The 15,224-nt window shown below is 68.5% G+C and carries 10 protein-coding genes; 5 read left to right on the top strand and 5 right to left on the bottom strand.

The features are described 5' to 3' along the window. The first annotated feature begins 19 nt into the window (after positions 1-19). A complete protein-coding gene (locus tag EZ304_RS20295) occupies positions 20-2,428 on the top strand; it encodes an ATP-binding protein (RefSeq protein ID WP_142808131.1) in 2,409 nt (802 codons plus the stop codon). Here the strand turns inward: EZ304_RS20295 and EZ304_RS20290 are convergent. The 3 genes from EZ304_RS20290 to EZ304_RS20280 all read right to left on the bottom strand — a co-directional run bounded on the left by EZ304_RS20290 (position 2,414) and on the right by EZ304_RS20280 (position 8,964). After that, entirely contained in the window at positions 2,414-3,859 is a 1,446-nt protein-coding gene (locus EZ304_RS20290) for an FAD-dependent oxidoreductase (protein WP_142807987.1), read from the bottom strand. The two genes, EZ304_RS20295 and EZ304_RS20290, sit on opposite strands and share 15 nt — an antisense overlap. Positions 3,860-3,944: 85 nt before the next feature. Beyond that, complete coding sequence (gene gltB, locus EZ304_RS20285; protein ID WP_142807986.1) at positions 3,945-8,399, bottom strand: glutamate synthase large subunit; 4,455 nt, start codon at positions 8,397-8,399, stop codon at positions 3,945-3,947. 175 nt (positions 8,400-8,574) lie between these two features. Beyond that, a complete protein-coding gene (locus EZ304_RS20280; RefSeq protein ID WP_099552806.1) occupies positions 8,575-8,964 on the bottom strand; it encodes an I78 family peptidase inhibitor in 390 nt (129 codons plus the stop codon). A gap of 112 nt (positions 8,965-9,076) precedes the next feature. On the opposite strand from EZ304_RS20280, the gene EZ304_RS20275 reads away from it, so the two are divergent. Next, a complete protein-coding gene (locus tag EZ304_RS20275) occupies positions 9,077-10,132 on the top strand; it encodes a DNA topoisomerase IB (protein WP_099552787.1) in 1,056 nt (351 codons plus the stop codon). Here EZ304_RS20275 and EZ304_RS20270 read toward each other — a convergent pair. Further along, positions 10,110-10,418, bottom strand: a complete 309-nt coding sequence (locus EZ304_RS20270) for a hypothetical protein (RefSeq protein ID WP_142807985.1) — start codon at positions 10,416-10,418, stop codon at positions 10,110-10,112. The genes EZ304_RS20275 and EZ304_RS20270 overlap by 23 nt on opposite strands. A gap of 216 nt (positions 10,419-10,634) precedes the next feature. On the opposite strand from EZ304_RS20270, the gene EZ304_RS20265 reads away from it, so the two are divergent. From EZ304_RS20265 to EZ304_RS20255, 3 genes are all read left to right on the top strand, one after another. Beyond that, positions 10,635-11,741 carry an SDR family oxidoreductase gene (locus tag EZ304_RS20265; RefSeq protein WP_142807984.1) on the top strand — a complete coding sequence of 369 codons (1,107 nt, stop codon included), beginning with the start codon at positions 10,635-10,637 and terminating at the stop codon, positions 11,739-11,741. A 123-nt stretch (positions 11,742-11,864) separates the two neighbouring features. Next, the gene (locus tag EZ304_RS20260; protein WP_142807983.1) at positions 11,865-13,280 is read left to right on the top strand and encodes an XVIPCD domain-containing protein; all 1,416 of its coding nucleotides are present in this window, start codon (positions 11,865-11,867) and stop codon (positions 13,278-13,280) included. Between the two features lie 126 nt (positions 13,281-13,406). Then, on the top strand, positions 13,407-14,084 hold the full coding sequence (locus EZ304_RS20255) for a hypothetical protein (protein WP_260678158.1): 678 nt from the start codon (positions 13,407-13,409) through the stop codon (positions 14,082-14,084). Here the strand turns inward: EZ304_RS20255 and EZ304_RS20250 are convergent. Beyond that, positions 14,019-15,170 carry a serine hydrolase domain-containing protein gene (locus tag EZ304_RS20250; RefSeq protein ID WP_142807981.1) on the bottom strand — a complete coding sequence of 384 codons (1,152 nt, stop codon included), beginning with the start codon at positions 15,168-15,170 and terminating at the stop codon, positions 14,019-14,021. The two genes, EZ304_RS20255 and EZ304_RS20250, sit on opposite strands and share 66 nt — an antisense overlap. Positions 15,171-15,224: the final 54 nt, after the last annotated feature.

Below are 15,224 nucleotides of genomic sequence, written 5' to 3'. Positions count from 1 at the left end.
CGAGAAAAGGATGCCCATGGTGAACGTCGCTGGCCTGCGTGCCGCCACTGCGGTCGTGGCCAGCCTGCTGTTGCCTGCCCTGGCCGCCGCTGCAGGTTGCAGGACGCCGCTGCGCATTGCCTGGCCCGCCGACCGCGCGCCGCTGTCCTCCAGCGAGCAGGGCCAGCCGGTCGGGCTCAGCGCGGAGTACCTGAAGCTGCTGGGCACGCAGCAGCCACTGCAGATGCGGCCATTGCCGGCCGCTGACATCGCCGAAGGAACGGTGCCGCCCGGCATCCAGGCGCTGCTGGGCTGGCCGCGCTCGCAGTTGCCAGCGGGCTGGGTGGCCAGTGCTCCCTACGTGCAGCTTCCACAGGTCATCGTCCGGCGCCGGGATGCATCGCCGGTGCTGGGCCTGGAAGCGCTGCGCGGACGCACCGTGGCCAGTCCCGACCCGCTGTCGCTGATGGCGGTGCTGACCGAACAGGCACCTGGCGTGCAGTTGCTGCCCCCCGCCCCCATCGACGACGCCTTGTCACTGCTGGGCACGGGTCTGGTCGATGCCGTGGTCGCCAATCTTGGCGAGGTCGAGGCCGCGTTCCGCCACTATCAGGGCGAGCCACTGGTGATCGCCGCGCCAGCCGGAATCGACGACGCGCCGGTGCTGGCCACGGTGCCGGCCTGCGCCGACGTCATCCCGCTGTTCGAGCAGGCCGTATCGCAGCTGTCCGCGAACGAACGCGCGACGATCCGCATGGCCTGGCTGCCAGACCAGCCGCGACACCCGTCGTCGGCGTCCCCCTTGCGCTGGCTGGTGCCGGCCTCGCTGACCCTGCTGGCACTCGTACTGGTGTACGCCTTCGGCTACTGGCGCGTGCATCGCGAGAGCGAGCGTCGCCGCGTGGCCGCGCAACGCCTGCAGGAGGTGACCTCGAACCTGCCAGCGGTGGTCTATCAGGCGCGCCGCTCCGCCACCGGCCGTTACAGCTTTTCCCAGATCGCAGGCGATGTGCAGGCGTTGTTCGGAATCAGCGTGGAAACCGCCCTGATCGATCAACAGCGCCTGCTGGCAGCGGTTCATCCCGATGATCGCTCGCGGCTGATGGACACCGTCGACGCCGCTGCCCTGGCGCGGGGCGCGATCGACGTCATCTTCCGCACGCGCTCGCTACAGGGCTGGCGTTGGGTCCACTCGCAGGGACGGCCGCTGTCCCTGGACAGCAGCGACGTCGAGTGGAGTGGCTACTGGATCGACGTAAGCGAAGTGCAGTCGCGCACCCATGCGTTGGCCGAGGCGCGCCATGCGGCCGAGCAGGCAGCGCTGGCCAAGACCCATTTCCTGGCAACCATGAGCCACGAGATCCGTACGCCGATGAGCACCCTGCTGGGCATGCTCGAGCGGTTGGCGGGCAGCGATCTGGATCATCGCCAGCGACAGGTGCTGGTGACCGTAGGTGATGCTGCCCAGATGCTGCGCCAGATCCTGGACGATGTGCTGCACAGCCAACGGCTGCAGGCACTGCCGCTGCAGCTGCGGCCCACGAGCGTGGCGGCACTGGTGCGTGCGGTGCAGCAGTTGCTGATGCCGGTGGCGGCCAGCCGGAGCCTGCATCTTCGCATCGAACTTGATCCGGAACTGCAGGCCGGATCGCTGGCCGATGGCCTGCGCCTGCGCCAGATCCTGTTCAACCTTGCCGGCAACGCGCTCAAGTTCACCGAGCATGGCGGCGTGGACCTGCAGGTGCAGGTACTGCAGCAGCGCGATGGCGGCCAACGCCTTCGCCTGCAGGTAAGTGACAGCGGTGTGGGCATCAGTCCGGAACGGCAACAGGCGGTGTTCGCTGCCTACACGCAGGCCGAGGCATCGACAACGCGCCGTTTCGGCGGCAGCGGCCTGGGCCTGGCGATCTGCCGTGAACTGGCCGCATCGATGGAAGCAGAACTTTGCCTGCGCAGCACGCCAGGCAAGGGCACCACCGTGTGGCTGGAACTGGATCTGGACGCCTGTGAGTTGACTGCGGAGGCGTTTCCGCTTCCGGCAGAGGCGGCGCGGCCACTGTCGCCGGCCCGGGTGCTGGTGGCTGAAGATCATCCCACCAACCTGCATCTGCTGGAGCAGCGGCTGCACGATCTGGGCCTGCAGGTGCACGCCTGCGCCGATGGTCACCAGGCCTTCGAGGCCTGGCAGGCGCGGGCGTTCGATCTGGTCATCACCGACTGCCACATGCCGCACATGGATGGCTTCGCCTTGGCACGGGCCATCCGTGCCGACGCCTGTGCGGTTCGCGCGCAGGTCCCGATCGTCGCGCTCACGGCCAGCGTGCTGGACCGCACCCGCGAGGCCTGCCGCGAAGCGGGCATCGATCATTTCCTGGCCAAGCCGGTAGAGGCGCAGGAACTGCGTGGCTTGCTGGCCGTGCTGCTGGTGCCGGAATCAATGCGCCAGTAGGCGGATGATGCTGGCGGCGGCGTCGCGGCCTTCGGCCACGGCAGTCACCACCAGGTCGGCGCCACGCACTGCGTCGCCACCGGCAAACAGACGTGGGTGCGCGGTCTGGAACGGCAGGCGGTCCTTGCCTCCAGCCACGATGCGGCCGTTGGACTGGCCTTCAACGCCGTGATCGGCCAGCCAGGCCGGCACGGTCGGAGAGAAGCCGAAGGCGATGATCACCACGTCCGCCTCCAGCAGCGATTCACTGCCGTCGATCGGCACCGCATTCTGGCGGCCGTTGGCATCCGGCTCGCCCAGGCGGGTCTCGACCACGGTCACACCGATCACTTCGTCATCGGCACCGGCTTCGATCGACAGCGGCTGGCGGTTGAACAGGAAGCGCACGCCTTCCTCGCGCGCATTGGCGGCTTCGCGCGCGCTGCCGGGCATGTTGGCCTCGTCGCGGCGGTAGGCACAGGTCACCTTGGCCGCACCCAGGCGCACGGCGCTGCGCACGCAGTCCATGCCGGTATCGCCACCGCCGAGCACGACCACGCGCTTGCCGTTGAGGTCGGGCAGGGCGATGGTGTCCTCCCAGCCGGCAATCGGCCGGCCCTTCGGATCATCACCACCGACGATGCGGCTGTTCTGCACCAGGAACGGCAGCGCAGGCAGCACGCCCTTCAGGTCCTGGCCGTCGAGGCCGCCATCGGTGTAGCGGTAGGCGCCGGTGCCGACGAACACCGCATCATGGGCATCCAGCAGCTGCTGCACGCTGAGGTCGCGGCCGATCTCCACACCGAGGCGGAACTGCACACCCATGCCCTCAAGCACTTCGCGGCGGCGGTGGATCACGTCCTTGTCCAGCTTGAAGCTGGGAATGCCGAACTGCAGCAGGCCGCCGATCTGCTCGTAGCGGTCGTAGACCACCGCGGCAATGCCGGCGCGCGCCAGGCGGTCGGCACAGGCCAGCCCGGCCGGGCCGGCACCGATCACCGCCACGCTGTGGCCGGTCGGCTGCACCGCGCCCAGGTCCGGGCGCCAGCCTGTGGCCAGTGCGGTGTCAACGATGTACTTCTCGACCGCGCCGATGGTGACCGCGCCGAATTCCTCCAGCGTGCAGCTGCCTTCGCACAGCCGGTCCTGCGGGCAGACCCGGCCGCACACTTCCGGCAGCGGGTTGGTGCTGTGGCACAGCGTGGCCGCCTCGTGGATGCGGTTCTCCTGCACCAGCTGCAGCCACTGCGGAATGGCGTTGTGCACCGGGCACTTCCAGCTGCAGTAGGGGTTGCCGCAGTCCAGGCAGCGGCCGGCCTGGTACTGCGCGTCTTCCTTGCCGAATTTTCCGTACAGCTCACCCCAGTCGCCGGAGGTGCGCAGTTCGACCGGAATGCGCTGCGGCATGGTGCGGGGCAGGTCGAGGAACTGGAAAGCGTGCTTGCGGCTCATGGCGGGCTCTGTGGTGTTTTGCGGTTGCCGGCCAGCGGCCGGCACTACGTGATCCTGGGATGCCGGCCAGCGGCCGGCACTACCGTTACGCAGCGCGTCGCAGGGTTTCGGTCAGCGACTCGATGCTGGCGGCCTTCGGTTTGACCAGCCAGAACTTGCCGATGTAGTCGCGGAACTCGTCGAGAATCTGTTGCGCCCAGATGCTGCCGGTCAGCTCGCGATGGCGGCCGATCAGGCGGTGCAGGTGCTGGCGGTAGTTCTCGAAGCCCTCGGCCGACACGCGGTGGATGTCGATCAGCTCGTGGTTGTAGCGGTCGACGAAGTCGCGGTCGACGTCCAGCACGCAGGCCAGGCCACCGGTGAAGCCGGCGCCGAAGTTCAGGCCGACCTTGCCCAGCACCAGCACCACGCCGTCGGTCATGTACTCGCAGCAGTGATCGCCGGCACCTTCCACCACCGCCAGCGCGCCGGAATTGCGCACCGCGAAGCGCTCGCCCGCGCGGCCGGCGGCAAACAGCTCGCCCCCGGTGGCGCCGTACAGGCAGGTGTTGCCGATGATGGCGGTGCTGCGGGCCTCGAAGCGCGCGCCACGCGGCGGACGCACCACCAGGCGGCCGCCGGCCATGCCCTTGCCGACGTAGTCATTGGCTTCGCCTTCCACTTCCAGGTGCAGGCCGCCGACGTTGAAGGCACCAAAGCTCTGCCCGGCGCTGCCGCGGAAGCGCAGTTCCAGCGGCGCCTCGGCCATGCCCTGGTTGCCGTGTGCACGTGCCACGGCACCGGCCAGGCGGGTGCCGATGCTGCGGTCGGTGTTGTGGATCAGGAAGCGGTGTTCGCCGCCCTGCTTGTGCTCGATGGCTGCGGCCAGCAGGCCGTCCATCTGCGTGGCCAGGCTGTCCGGCGATTCGTACAGGCGCTGCGCCGCGCAGTGGCTGCCCTCGTAGCGGCTGTCGGCCAGCAGGCGCGACAGGTCCACGCGCACGCCGTCGCGCGGCGCGGCTTCGATCTGCCGCAGCAGGTCGGTGCGGCCGACGATTTCTTCCAGCGAACGTGCGCCCAGGTAGGACAGCCAGCCACGCACTTCCTCGGCCAGCAGGCGGAAGAAGTTCTCCACGCGCTCGGGCTGGCCGGTGAAGTGGTTCTCGCGCAGGCGCTCGTCCTGGGTGGCCACGCCGGTGGCGCAGTTGTTGAGGTGGCAGATGCGCAGGTACTTGCAGCCCAGCACGATCATCGGCGCGGTGCCGAAGCCGAAGCTGTCCGCGCCCAGCAGCGCCGCCTTGACCACGTCCAGGCCGGTCTTCAGGCCGCCATCGGTCTGCAGCAGGGTGCGCCCGCGCAGGTCGTTGGCCAGCAGTGCCTGGTGCGCTTCGGCCACGCCCAGTTCCCACGGCACGCCGGCATAGCGGATCGAGCTGACCGGCGAGGCGCCGGTACCGCCGTCATGGCCGGAAATGGTGATCAGGTCCGCACCGGCCTTGACCACGCCGGCGGCAATCGTGCCGACGCCGGCATGGCTGACCGGCTTCACCGACACCAGCGCGGTCGGGTTGACCTGCTTGAGGTCGTAGATCAGCTGGGCCAGGTCCTCGATCGAATAGATGTCGTGGTGCGGTGGTGGCGAGATCAGGCCGATGCCCGGCTTGGCATAGCGCAGCCGCGCGATCAGCTCGTTGACCTTGTGCCCGGGCAGCTGGCCGCCTTCGCCGGGCTTGGCGCCCTGCGCGACCTTGATCTGCAGCACCTCGGCATTGACCAGATATTCGGCGGTGACGCCGAAGCGGCCCGACGCCACCTGCTTGATCTTGCTGCGCTTTGCGGTGCCATAGCGTGCCGGGTCTTCGCCGCCTTCGCCGGAATTGCTGCGGCCGCCGAGGCGGTTCATCGCGATGGCCAGCGCTTCATGCGCTTCCGGCGACAGTGCGCCGAGGCTGATGGCGGCGGTATCGAAGCGCGGGAACAGTTCGCTGGCCGGGGCCACCTCGTCCAGCGGTACCGGCATGGCGGCCGGTACCAGCTCCAGCAGGTCGCGCAGTGCCGACGGCGGCCGTGCATGCACGGCATCGCAGTACTGCTGCCACGCACGCGGGTCACCACTGCGCGCCGCGCGCTGCAGGGTGGTCACCACGTCCGGGTTGTACATGTGGTATTCGCCGCCGTGCACGTACTTCAGCAGGCCGCCGACATCCACGTCCTGCTGCGCGTCCCACGCCTGCGCGCACAGTTCGCGTGCGTCGGCATCCAGACGCGCGAAGCCGGCGCCACCGATGCGCGAGGCGGTATCCGGGAAGCACAGATCGACCACTTCCGGTTCCAGGCCGATGATCTCGAACAGCTGCGCACCGCGGTAGCTGGCCACGGTACAGATGCCCATCTTCGAGATGATCTTCGACAGGCCCTTGTAGACGCCCTTGCGGTAGCGGCGGCCGATCTGCGACTGCTCGCCACCCTTGCTGAGCTTGAGGATGCCACGGCGGCCCAGGTCGAACAGGGTCTGGTAGGCCAGGTACGGGTACACCGCAGTGGCGCCGAAGCCGAGCAGGCAGGCCATGTGGTGCGGATCGCGCGCGGTGCCGGTCTCGACGATCAGGTTGACGTCGCAGCGCAGGCCCAGGTGGGAGAGGTGGTGGTGGATGGCGCTGGTGGCCAGCAGGGCATGCACCATCGGCCGCCCGGCCACCGGGTAGCGGTCGGACAGCAGCAGCATCACCATGCCCTCGCGCGCGGCCTGTTCGGCCTCGGCACAGATGCGCTCGATGCCGGCACGCAGGCCCTCGTCCTCACTGTAGGACAGGTCGAGCAGGCGGTTGGCCTGCACGTACTGGTCCATCTTCAGCAGCTGGCGCAGCTTGCGCTGGCTGAGCACCGGCGAATTGAGGATGACGTGGTTCACCGTCTCCGGGCCGGCATGGAAGATGTTGGTCTCCCTGCCGAGCTGGGTGGACAGGGACATCGCGCAGTCTTCGCGCAGTGGGTCGATGGGCGGGTTGGTGACCTGCGCGAACGCCTGGCGGAAATAGTCGTACAGCGGGCGGCTGCGCTGGCTCAGCACCGCCATCGGCGTGTCATCGCCCATCGAGCCGGTGGCTTCCTGCTCGGTCTCGGCCAGCGGCCGCAGCACCTGCTCCACTTCCTCGCTGCTGAGCTGGTACAGCTTCTGGTAGCTGCGCAGGGTGCCCTCGTCGAAGGGTTCTTCCACCAGCGACGGGTCGATCAGTTCGGTCTGCAGGTAGGTCACGCCCTGCTGCAGCCACTGCTTGTACGGTGCGCGGCCACGGTTGATGCGGTCCACCGCGTCGGAGTCGAGCAGGTCGCCACGCTTGAGGTCGATGGCCACCATCTCGCCCGGGCCCAGCTTGCCCTTGCGCACCACACGCTCGGTCGGCACTTCCCACACGCCCGCTTCGGAGGCGACCAGGAAGTGGCGGTCGGCGGTCAGCATCCAGCGCGCCGGGCGCAGGCCGTTGCGGTCCAGCGTACACACCGCATAACGGCTGTCGCAGGCGACGATGCCGGCCGGGCCATCCCACGGCTCGCTGTTCAGGCCGTGGAACTCGTAGAACGCCGCCAGGTCCGGGTCCTTGAATTCCAGTGATTGCGTAGCCGGCGGCACCAGGATGCGCAGCGCCTGGATCAGCTCCATGCCACCGGCGACCATCAGCTCCAGCATGTTGTCCAGGCTCTGCGAATCCGAACCGTGCATGGAGATGACCGGGTCGAATTCACCGATATCGAAGCGCGGCGTCTTCCACACCTTGCTGCGCGCCTGCGCCCAGCGACGGTTGCCTTCGATGGTGTTGATCTCGCCGTTGTGGGCGAGCATGCGGAACGGGTGCGCCAGCGGCCAGCGCGGCAGCGTGTTGGTGGAGAAGCGCTGATGGAACACGATGGCGCTGGAGGCCAGTTCGCGGCGTTGCAGGTCCGGGAAGAAGCGGCTGAGCTTGTCCGGCAGCACCATGCCCTTGTAGCTGATCGCATCCGGGGTGAGGGTGGTGACGTAGAAGTCGGCGTGGTCGCGCAGCTGCTGTTCGCTGCGGCGACGGGCCAGGAACAGCGCCAGCGCGAAGCCGGCATCATCCTGGCCGACGCCTGCATCGACGAATACCTGTTCGATACGCGGCAGGGTATCGCGCGCCAGCTGGCCGCAGACGCTGTCGTCGGTCGGTACCTCGCGCCAGCCGGCAACCTTGCAGCCCACCGCTTCCACCTGCGCCTGCAGTTGTGCGCGGCAGGCCTGCGCCGCGTCGGCCCCGTGCGGCAGGAACACCAGGCCGGCGGCGAAGCGCGCGGAGACCGCGATGTCGGCTTCGCTGGCCAGCAGTTTCAGGAACGCATCGGGGCGGCGCAGCAGCAGGCCGCAGCCATCACCGGTCAGGCCATCGGCGGCGACGCCACCACGGTGGGTCATGCGCGAAAGCGCGGCGATGGCGGTATCAACCAACAGGCGTGATGGTTGATCGTCGAGCTGGGCGACCATGCCAAATCCACAGGCATCGCGCTCGGAGCGCGGGTCGTAAAGCCCTTGGCGGTTGCGGGGGGCCATCTCTACCTCGATGCGGGATGAATTGAACGGGGACACTCAAGCCCGCCCAATCCCTGGAGCGCATCGTGAGGCCACCGGATGCCTCGACTAGATCACAGGTTGCTGCAGCGCCGCAATACACGGTTGCAGGTGCAACAGAACGCGCCGGCAACCCAGTGCCGGCGCGGGGCCGGACTCAGCCGCAGCGCGCGCCGCTGACTGCGCCCTTGTCGTCCACTTCGATGTTCAGGCGGTCGCCGAGGAACTCCATCGTGGCCACATCATTGGGCTTGAGCACGCGCACCTGGCTGGCGCCGGCATCTTCCTGGGCCTGCTTGCCAAGGGCATCGGTGTACGCCTGGCCGACCAGGCTCTGCACCTGGCTGGCATCGCAGGTGCCGACCGGCGGTGCCTCGGTGGCCTTGCCGGCGTCGTCGGCCGGTGCCTTGGCGGCCTCGGCGGCCTGCTGGGCATGGGCCGTGGCCGAATCCTGTTCATCCAGCGCCGGTGCCTGGCAGGCGGTCAGGGCCAGCACGGCCGGCAGCAACAGGACGGAGAGCGAACGGGCGCGAATCGGAAACGACATCATGACTCCGGAAGGGGTTGTGAAAGCCCGAGCATAGCGGCGAACCGACCCTCACGTGTTTGTCTTGTGTTATCGACAGGATCGCTGCGCCGCACCGGTGACACTGGCGGACATGCCAACACCCGCCACTCCGGAACAACAGGCCGCGCGCGCTGCGGGCCTGCGCTATGTCGATGACACCCAGCCCGGCATCAGCCGCCGCCGCGCTGGAAAGGGCTTCAGCTACCGCGATGCCGATGGCCACGCGCTGCGCGATGCCACCACTCTGCAACGCATCCGTGCGCTGGCGATTCCGCCGGCCTACACCGCGGTGTGGATCTGCGCCCATGCCAATGGCCACCTGCAGGCGACCGGCCGCGATGCGCGCGGACGCAAGCAGTACCGCTACCACGCCGACTGGGCCAAGGAGCGCGACGCCGGCAAGTTCGACCGCATCATTGCCTTTGGTGAGGCCCTGCCTGCACTGCGGCGGCGGTTGTCGCGCGATCTCAAGCGGCCCGGCTTCCCGAAAGAGAAGGTGCTGGCCATGGTGGTCGCGCTGCTGGCCGACACGCTGGTGCGGGTCGGCAATGAAACCTATGCGCAGCAGAACCGTTCGTTCGGTCTGACCACACTGCGCAACCGCCATCTGGAACTGCTGCGCGGCGGCCGGGTGCGCATGCGCTTCCGCGGCAAGTCCGGGCAGCTGCAGGAAGTGACCGTGGGCGATCGCAGGCTGGGGCTGCTGGTACGCCGCCTGCAGCAGCTGCCGGGGCAGGCGCTGTTCCAGTACCGCGATGACGACGGCGCACCGCAGCCGGTGGATTCGGGGGCGGTGAACGACTACCTGCGCGAGGTGATGGGCGAGGACTTCACCGCCAAGGATTTCCGCACCTGGGGCGGCACCGTGGCGGCGGTGCAGGCGTTTGCCGCCACCGAGCTGCCGGAACCGGCCAGCCAGCGCGCGCTGGCGCAGGCACAGCGTGCGGTGGTGTGCGAGGTGGCAGCGCTGCTGGGCAACACGCCTGCGGTATGCCGCAAGGCCTACATCGACCCGTGCGTGTTCGCCGGCTGGGAGCGCGGCGAACTGGCCAAGCTGGCCGGCCTGCGCGGGCCGCGCCAGTGGGAACAGGCCACCCTGCGCGTGCTGCGCAGGGCGCGCAGGCTCAGCCGCAGTAGATCGCGGTGATGTTGTTGGTGCGGCCCTTCTCGATGGTCAGGCGGTCGCCGCCTTCGTGGGCCGGTGGCACCCGCGGGCCGTCGTGGCGCAGCACCCGCACGTGCAGGCTGTCGCTGTCCACGCGTGCCCGCGCCACGGTGGCGTCCGAAGCGGCCAGGCCGAGTGCGCCGCGCACCATGTCGCTGTGGCACTGCCCGGAAATCACGCCGTCGATCGGCTGCACCTGGGCCATGGGTGTGCTGCTGCAGGCCGCGAGGGCAAAGCAGACGGCGGCGGTGGTGATGGCATGTTTCATGGAGGCGTTCCTTGTGTGGTTGCGTGCAGCGTGCGACGGCGCACGTGGTGGCGGAATGAATACCGTGCACATCGTGGGCACGGTGCGCTCACTGCCACCAACAGCATAGGCAGAGACACTGCAGGCGCGGCGGATGCCGCCCCCGGTACTGCGGCGCATGCGCCCGGTAGTGCCGGCCGCTGGCCGGCAACCCCCTTCCACTCCGAGGAGACCTGCATGGCCACCACCAGGAAAACCCCCGTCCGCCGCAAAGCCTCGCCCAAGGTGCGCAAAGGCAGCACTGCGACGAAGACCGCAGCCGACCCCGCTCGACCGCGGGTGGTGAAGACCGCAACGCGCCAGGCGGCCGCCAGCGATCCACGGGCAGCGCGCGTCGCCGCCCGGCAGCGGCGCCTGCAGGACCAGGAAAAGGCCAAGGATGTGCGCGCGGCAAAGAAGGCCACAAGGAAGACTGCGACCCAGGCAGGCGCACGCCGTCAGCCGGAGGCGATGCCGGCGCAGCAGCTGGCCAAGCCCGGGCATGAACACGAACTGGAGCTGGCGCCGCGTTTCCTCGCACCCGATTACACCGGCAGCGGCAAGCTGCAGGGCATGCGCGCGATCATCACTGGCGGCGATTCCGGCATCGGCCGTGCGGTGGCGGTGCTGTTCGCACGCGAAGGCGCGGATGTGGCGGTACTGCACCTGGACGAGGCCGAGGACGCGGACATCACCCGCCAGCACGTGGAGCGCGAAGGCGGCCGCTGCGTGGTGATCGCCGGTGATGTGCGTGATCCGCGCTTCTGCAACAAGGCGGTCAAGCAGGTAGCCAAGGCGTTCGGCGGCATCGACATCCTGGTCAACAACGCCGCGTTCCAGCTGCATTGCGAGCGGCTGGAAGACCTTGAAGACGCGCACCTGCAGGAAACACTGCAGACCAACATCGGTGGTTACATCCAGATGGCGCGCGCGGTGCTGCCGCATCTTGGCGAGGGCGCCAGCATCATCAACACCGGTTCGGAAACCGGCATTTTTGGCAGCAAGGCGCTGATCGACTACTCGGCCACCAAGGGCGCGATCCATGCGTTCACCAAGGCGCTGGCCAGCCAGCTGCTGCCGCGCGGAATCCGCGTCAACTGCGTGGCGCCTGGGCCGGTGTGGACGCCGTTGAACCCCGCCGACAAGGCGGCGCAGGACGTCGCTGAATTCGGCAAGGACAGTGACATGGGCCGGCCCGCACAACCCGAAGAACTGTCGCCGGCCTACGTATTCCTGGCCTCGCCGGTCTGTGCCAGCTACATCAGCGGGGTGATCCTGCCGGTGATGGGTGGGCCGCGAGGCTGAACAACCCTGTTGCGTGGGATCTGCTGAATGGGGCTTTGCGCAGGTGTGTGGCGTGTGTCAAGGGCTGCGCCGGTGTGGTGGGGTAGGCTGGACGCCCACACCGATCACGTTCAAGGAAAGATCATGCCGGAGATGGATATCAACGCAGCGGCCGATGAAGTCGTCGCCCTGTTGCGGCAGAACGACGCCCGTGGCGCGGCCGCGCGCCTGGAGGCCCTTCACAACGGCCAGAGTGCGGTGGTGCAGGAATCGCTGGATCGCTACATCGCGGCGCGGGGTGCCACCGAGCTTGAGGCGCTGCGACGGAGCGGTGGCGTATCCGCTGCGGATGCGGCCACGGTCAACCCGATGCTGGAGCGCCTGGGTGAGGCGACGCGCCCTCCGCGCATGCCCGATGCAGCAGAGACCGCGGGCCTGAGCCAGGCCCAGCAGTACGACGTGTATGGCAGCATCGTGGCCCAGCGCGGCAACGCTGCGGCGAACGATGCGATGGCCACCCAGGATCGCGTGGTGCTGGGGTTGCGTGATGAGAACCGCACCACCGAGGCGCGCGGGCGTGGTGTCTACGACGACCGCATCGTGGTGCTGTGGAAGGATGCGCAGGGCCACGGCCATGTACGCGAGTTCAACCAGGCCACGACAGAGCCGACGGCCCAGTACGACGGTCACGCCAAGACCACGCCACGCAGCCCCGGCTTCGGCAACGTGGCACCGCGCACCAAGACCGAGGGCGAGGACGTCAACGGCGACCGGGTCAAGGATCTTGGACGGTTGGGCGAAGGCACCACCGAGATGCGCGCGACCACCCATCCGCGCAACGGCCATCCCGATGAGTTCGCGTTGCGCCCTTCGCAGGCGGCCATCACCGCCGGCGCTGGCCGGGTGAAGCGCGACAGCAATGGTGATGGCTGGTTCGATGCCCGCGATACCCAGGGCGTGCAGGACCTCAACGACACCTTCAAGATCCATCGTGGCAGCCGGTCCAACACCGATTCGGCGGGCTGCCAGACCATCGGCGGCGGCGAGTACGACGACTTCGTGGCGACGGTACGCGGCACCTCTGGGCAGAACCGTTGGCAGTATGTCCTGACCTCGGTTGCGCCGGGCCAGTCGCGCGAGCTGGGACAGGACGCGCCGCTCGCGGCCAACGACGATCCCCGGCAGCCGCAGCATCGCGACCATGCCCTGCAGCAGCAGATCAGCACGCACCTGCAGGCCTTGGGCGGACGCTACGCCGAGCACGCCGATGAATACAGTCTGGTGATGCTGCGCGAAGCGAAGGCCGCGGGCATCACCCGGGTCGACCAGATCGTGGCCAGCAATCCCAGTGGTGGCCGCGCTGCGGGCGAGACACTTTTCCTGGTGCAGGGCAGTCCGGGCGATCCCGCGGCAGTGCGCGCAGGTGTCAATGCGGCCGAGGTGCGCGAGACTGCGGTGGAAACCAGCCTGCGCCAGCTGCAGCAGCAAGCGCGCGAACAGGGGGCACCGGCGCCTGCGGCTGCACAGCAGCAGGAAGCGCCGGCAATGGGAGGGCGCTGATCGATGGTCCGTTTACCATTGATGTCCGGTCTGCCGTTGGTGTTGCTGCTGGCCTGCAGCGCCTGTGCGCCCGCGGGGGAGCGCACCGCTGCAGCCCCAGTTGCCACGCCCGCAGCGGCGCCAACCGTGCAACCTTCTTCGCCTGATCGTGGCCTGCCCGGGTTGCCGGAAGCATCCGGCAGCGCGCATGCCGGAGGCCGTCACGGCGCGCTGCCCGAGCCCGCCCTTCGAGTACTGCAGCAGTTGAAGTGCGACGTCGCCGGCGCGCACGACGCGCTGGTGGTTTCGATTCCAGGGCAGCAGGGCGGGGCCGACGTCATGGTGACCGACCAGAGTGGACCGCGCTTCCGCTACTGGTTGCGCTCGTTCTCCGGCGGTGGCGGGAAAACCGGCTATCTGGTGCAGTTGAAGGGCTGCCCGGCCATCACCACCGGCATGCGTGCCTATATCGCTGAGGGAACCGGACCGCTGCAGGACGTCACCGACGCACTGCTGGCGCAGGCCAGCCTGCCGGATGCCACGGCATTGGCGGCCTACCAGGACAAGGGCGCGGGTGAACTGTTTGCTTTCACCGGGCAGCTGGACAAGGTGCCGGTGCTGCGCTGGGTGCTCGAAGCTGATCCAGAACAGCCGCTGGGCGAGGATGCACGCACCTTCGACCATGGCAACGCCGTGCACGCCGGATTCCTGCGCTGGAACCAGGATCATTTCGAGGTGACGCAGACCCTCCCTGCAGCGCTATGGCCGTGCAACGATGGACCGTTGCTGCCATGCACGGGCGACCGCTTTGTCATCGGCCGCTGAGGCAGCACTGGCATGGAAGTCGGCGATACGTGGAATGAAGCGCTGCGGATTGGCGCCGACCAGGTTGGTCAGCACCACCACCGCCACGCCGCGCCCGGGATAAACCACGAACGCCGAGCGCGCGCCGCCGATGCCGGCCACCTGCAGGTCGGGCGCTGCCTGCAGCACTGGCCAGCCGCCCGCCCACGGACCAGCGCGGCCGTCGGCCAGGCGCTCGGCCGACCACATGCGTGCACGCGCGGCGTCACCCAGCAGGCGGCCTTCGGTCAACGCGACCAGCCAGCGTGCGGTGTCGTCGGCGGTGGTGAGGATGCCGCCGCCGGCCCACAGTGAGGGCGGTATGTCGTAGAACCAGTGCGACAGACGTGGTGGCGTGTCGGCCGCATCGGTCGCGCGCGGCGCCAGGCTGTACATCGTCGCGGCATCCGGAATCAGGTCGTAGCTGTCACCGAAGGTGGTGCGCGCCATGCGTGCACTGCTGAACTGGGCGGTGGCGAGGAACCGCTCGTAGGGCATGCCTGATTGCCGCGCGATGATCCGCGCCAGCAGCACGTAGTTGGTCTGGTTGTAGGCAAAGCGCTGCCCGGGTGCGGCTTCGACTGGTCGCGCAGTTACCTCCGTCCATGCCTGCGCTTCGGAACCACCACCCAGCAGTCCCTTCGCATCGAGGATGTCCGGAAGGCCGGAGGTGTGGGCCAGCAGCTGGCGCAGGCGCACGTCCTTCCATGCAGCAGGAAGATCATCCAGGTAGCGCGAGGCCGGCGCGTCCAGATCCAATCGCCCCTGTTCTGCCAGTTGTGCGATGGCCACCCCGGTAAAAGCCTTGGTGGCGGAGTTGAGCGGGAAGCGGGTGTCACGCGAGGCGAGCACGCCGTTTTCTACGTTGGCCAGCCCGTAGGCTTCGGACAACACGATCTGGCCGTCCTTGACCACTGCGATCTGCAGCCCGGGAATGCGCTCATCGCGCATGATCTGCCGGATCAGGCGGCGGGTCTGGTCGTTGGCCTGGTCCTGGCTGGCGGACACGGCCGGCAAGGGCGGGGCGGGCAAGGACAGGGCGGCGAACGGCAGGGCGCTGATGAGCATGAGCACGACTCGAAGCGTTGGGCGGAACATGCGGAATTCCGGCGGGCGTCGAGG

The organism is Stenotrophomonas maltophilia (assembly GCF_006974125.1).
GTDB lineage: Bacteria > Pseudomonadota > Gammaproteobacteria > Xanthomonadales > Xanthomonadaceae > Stenotrophomonas > Stenotrophomonas maltophilia_O.
The sequence above is the reverse complement of the archived record's forward strand: the minus strand, read 5'-3'. Positions and strand labels throughout refer to the sequence as shown.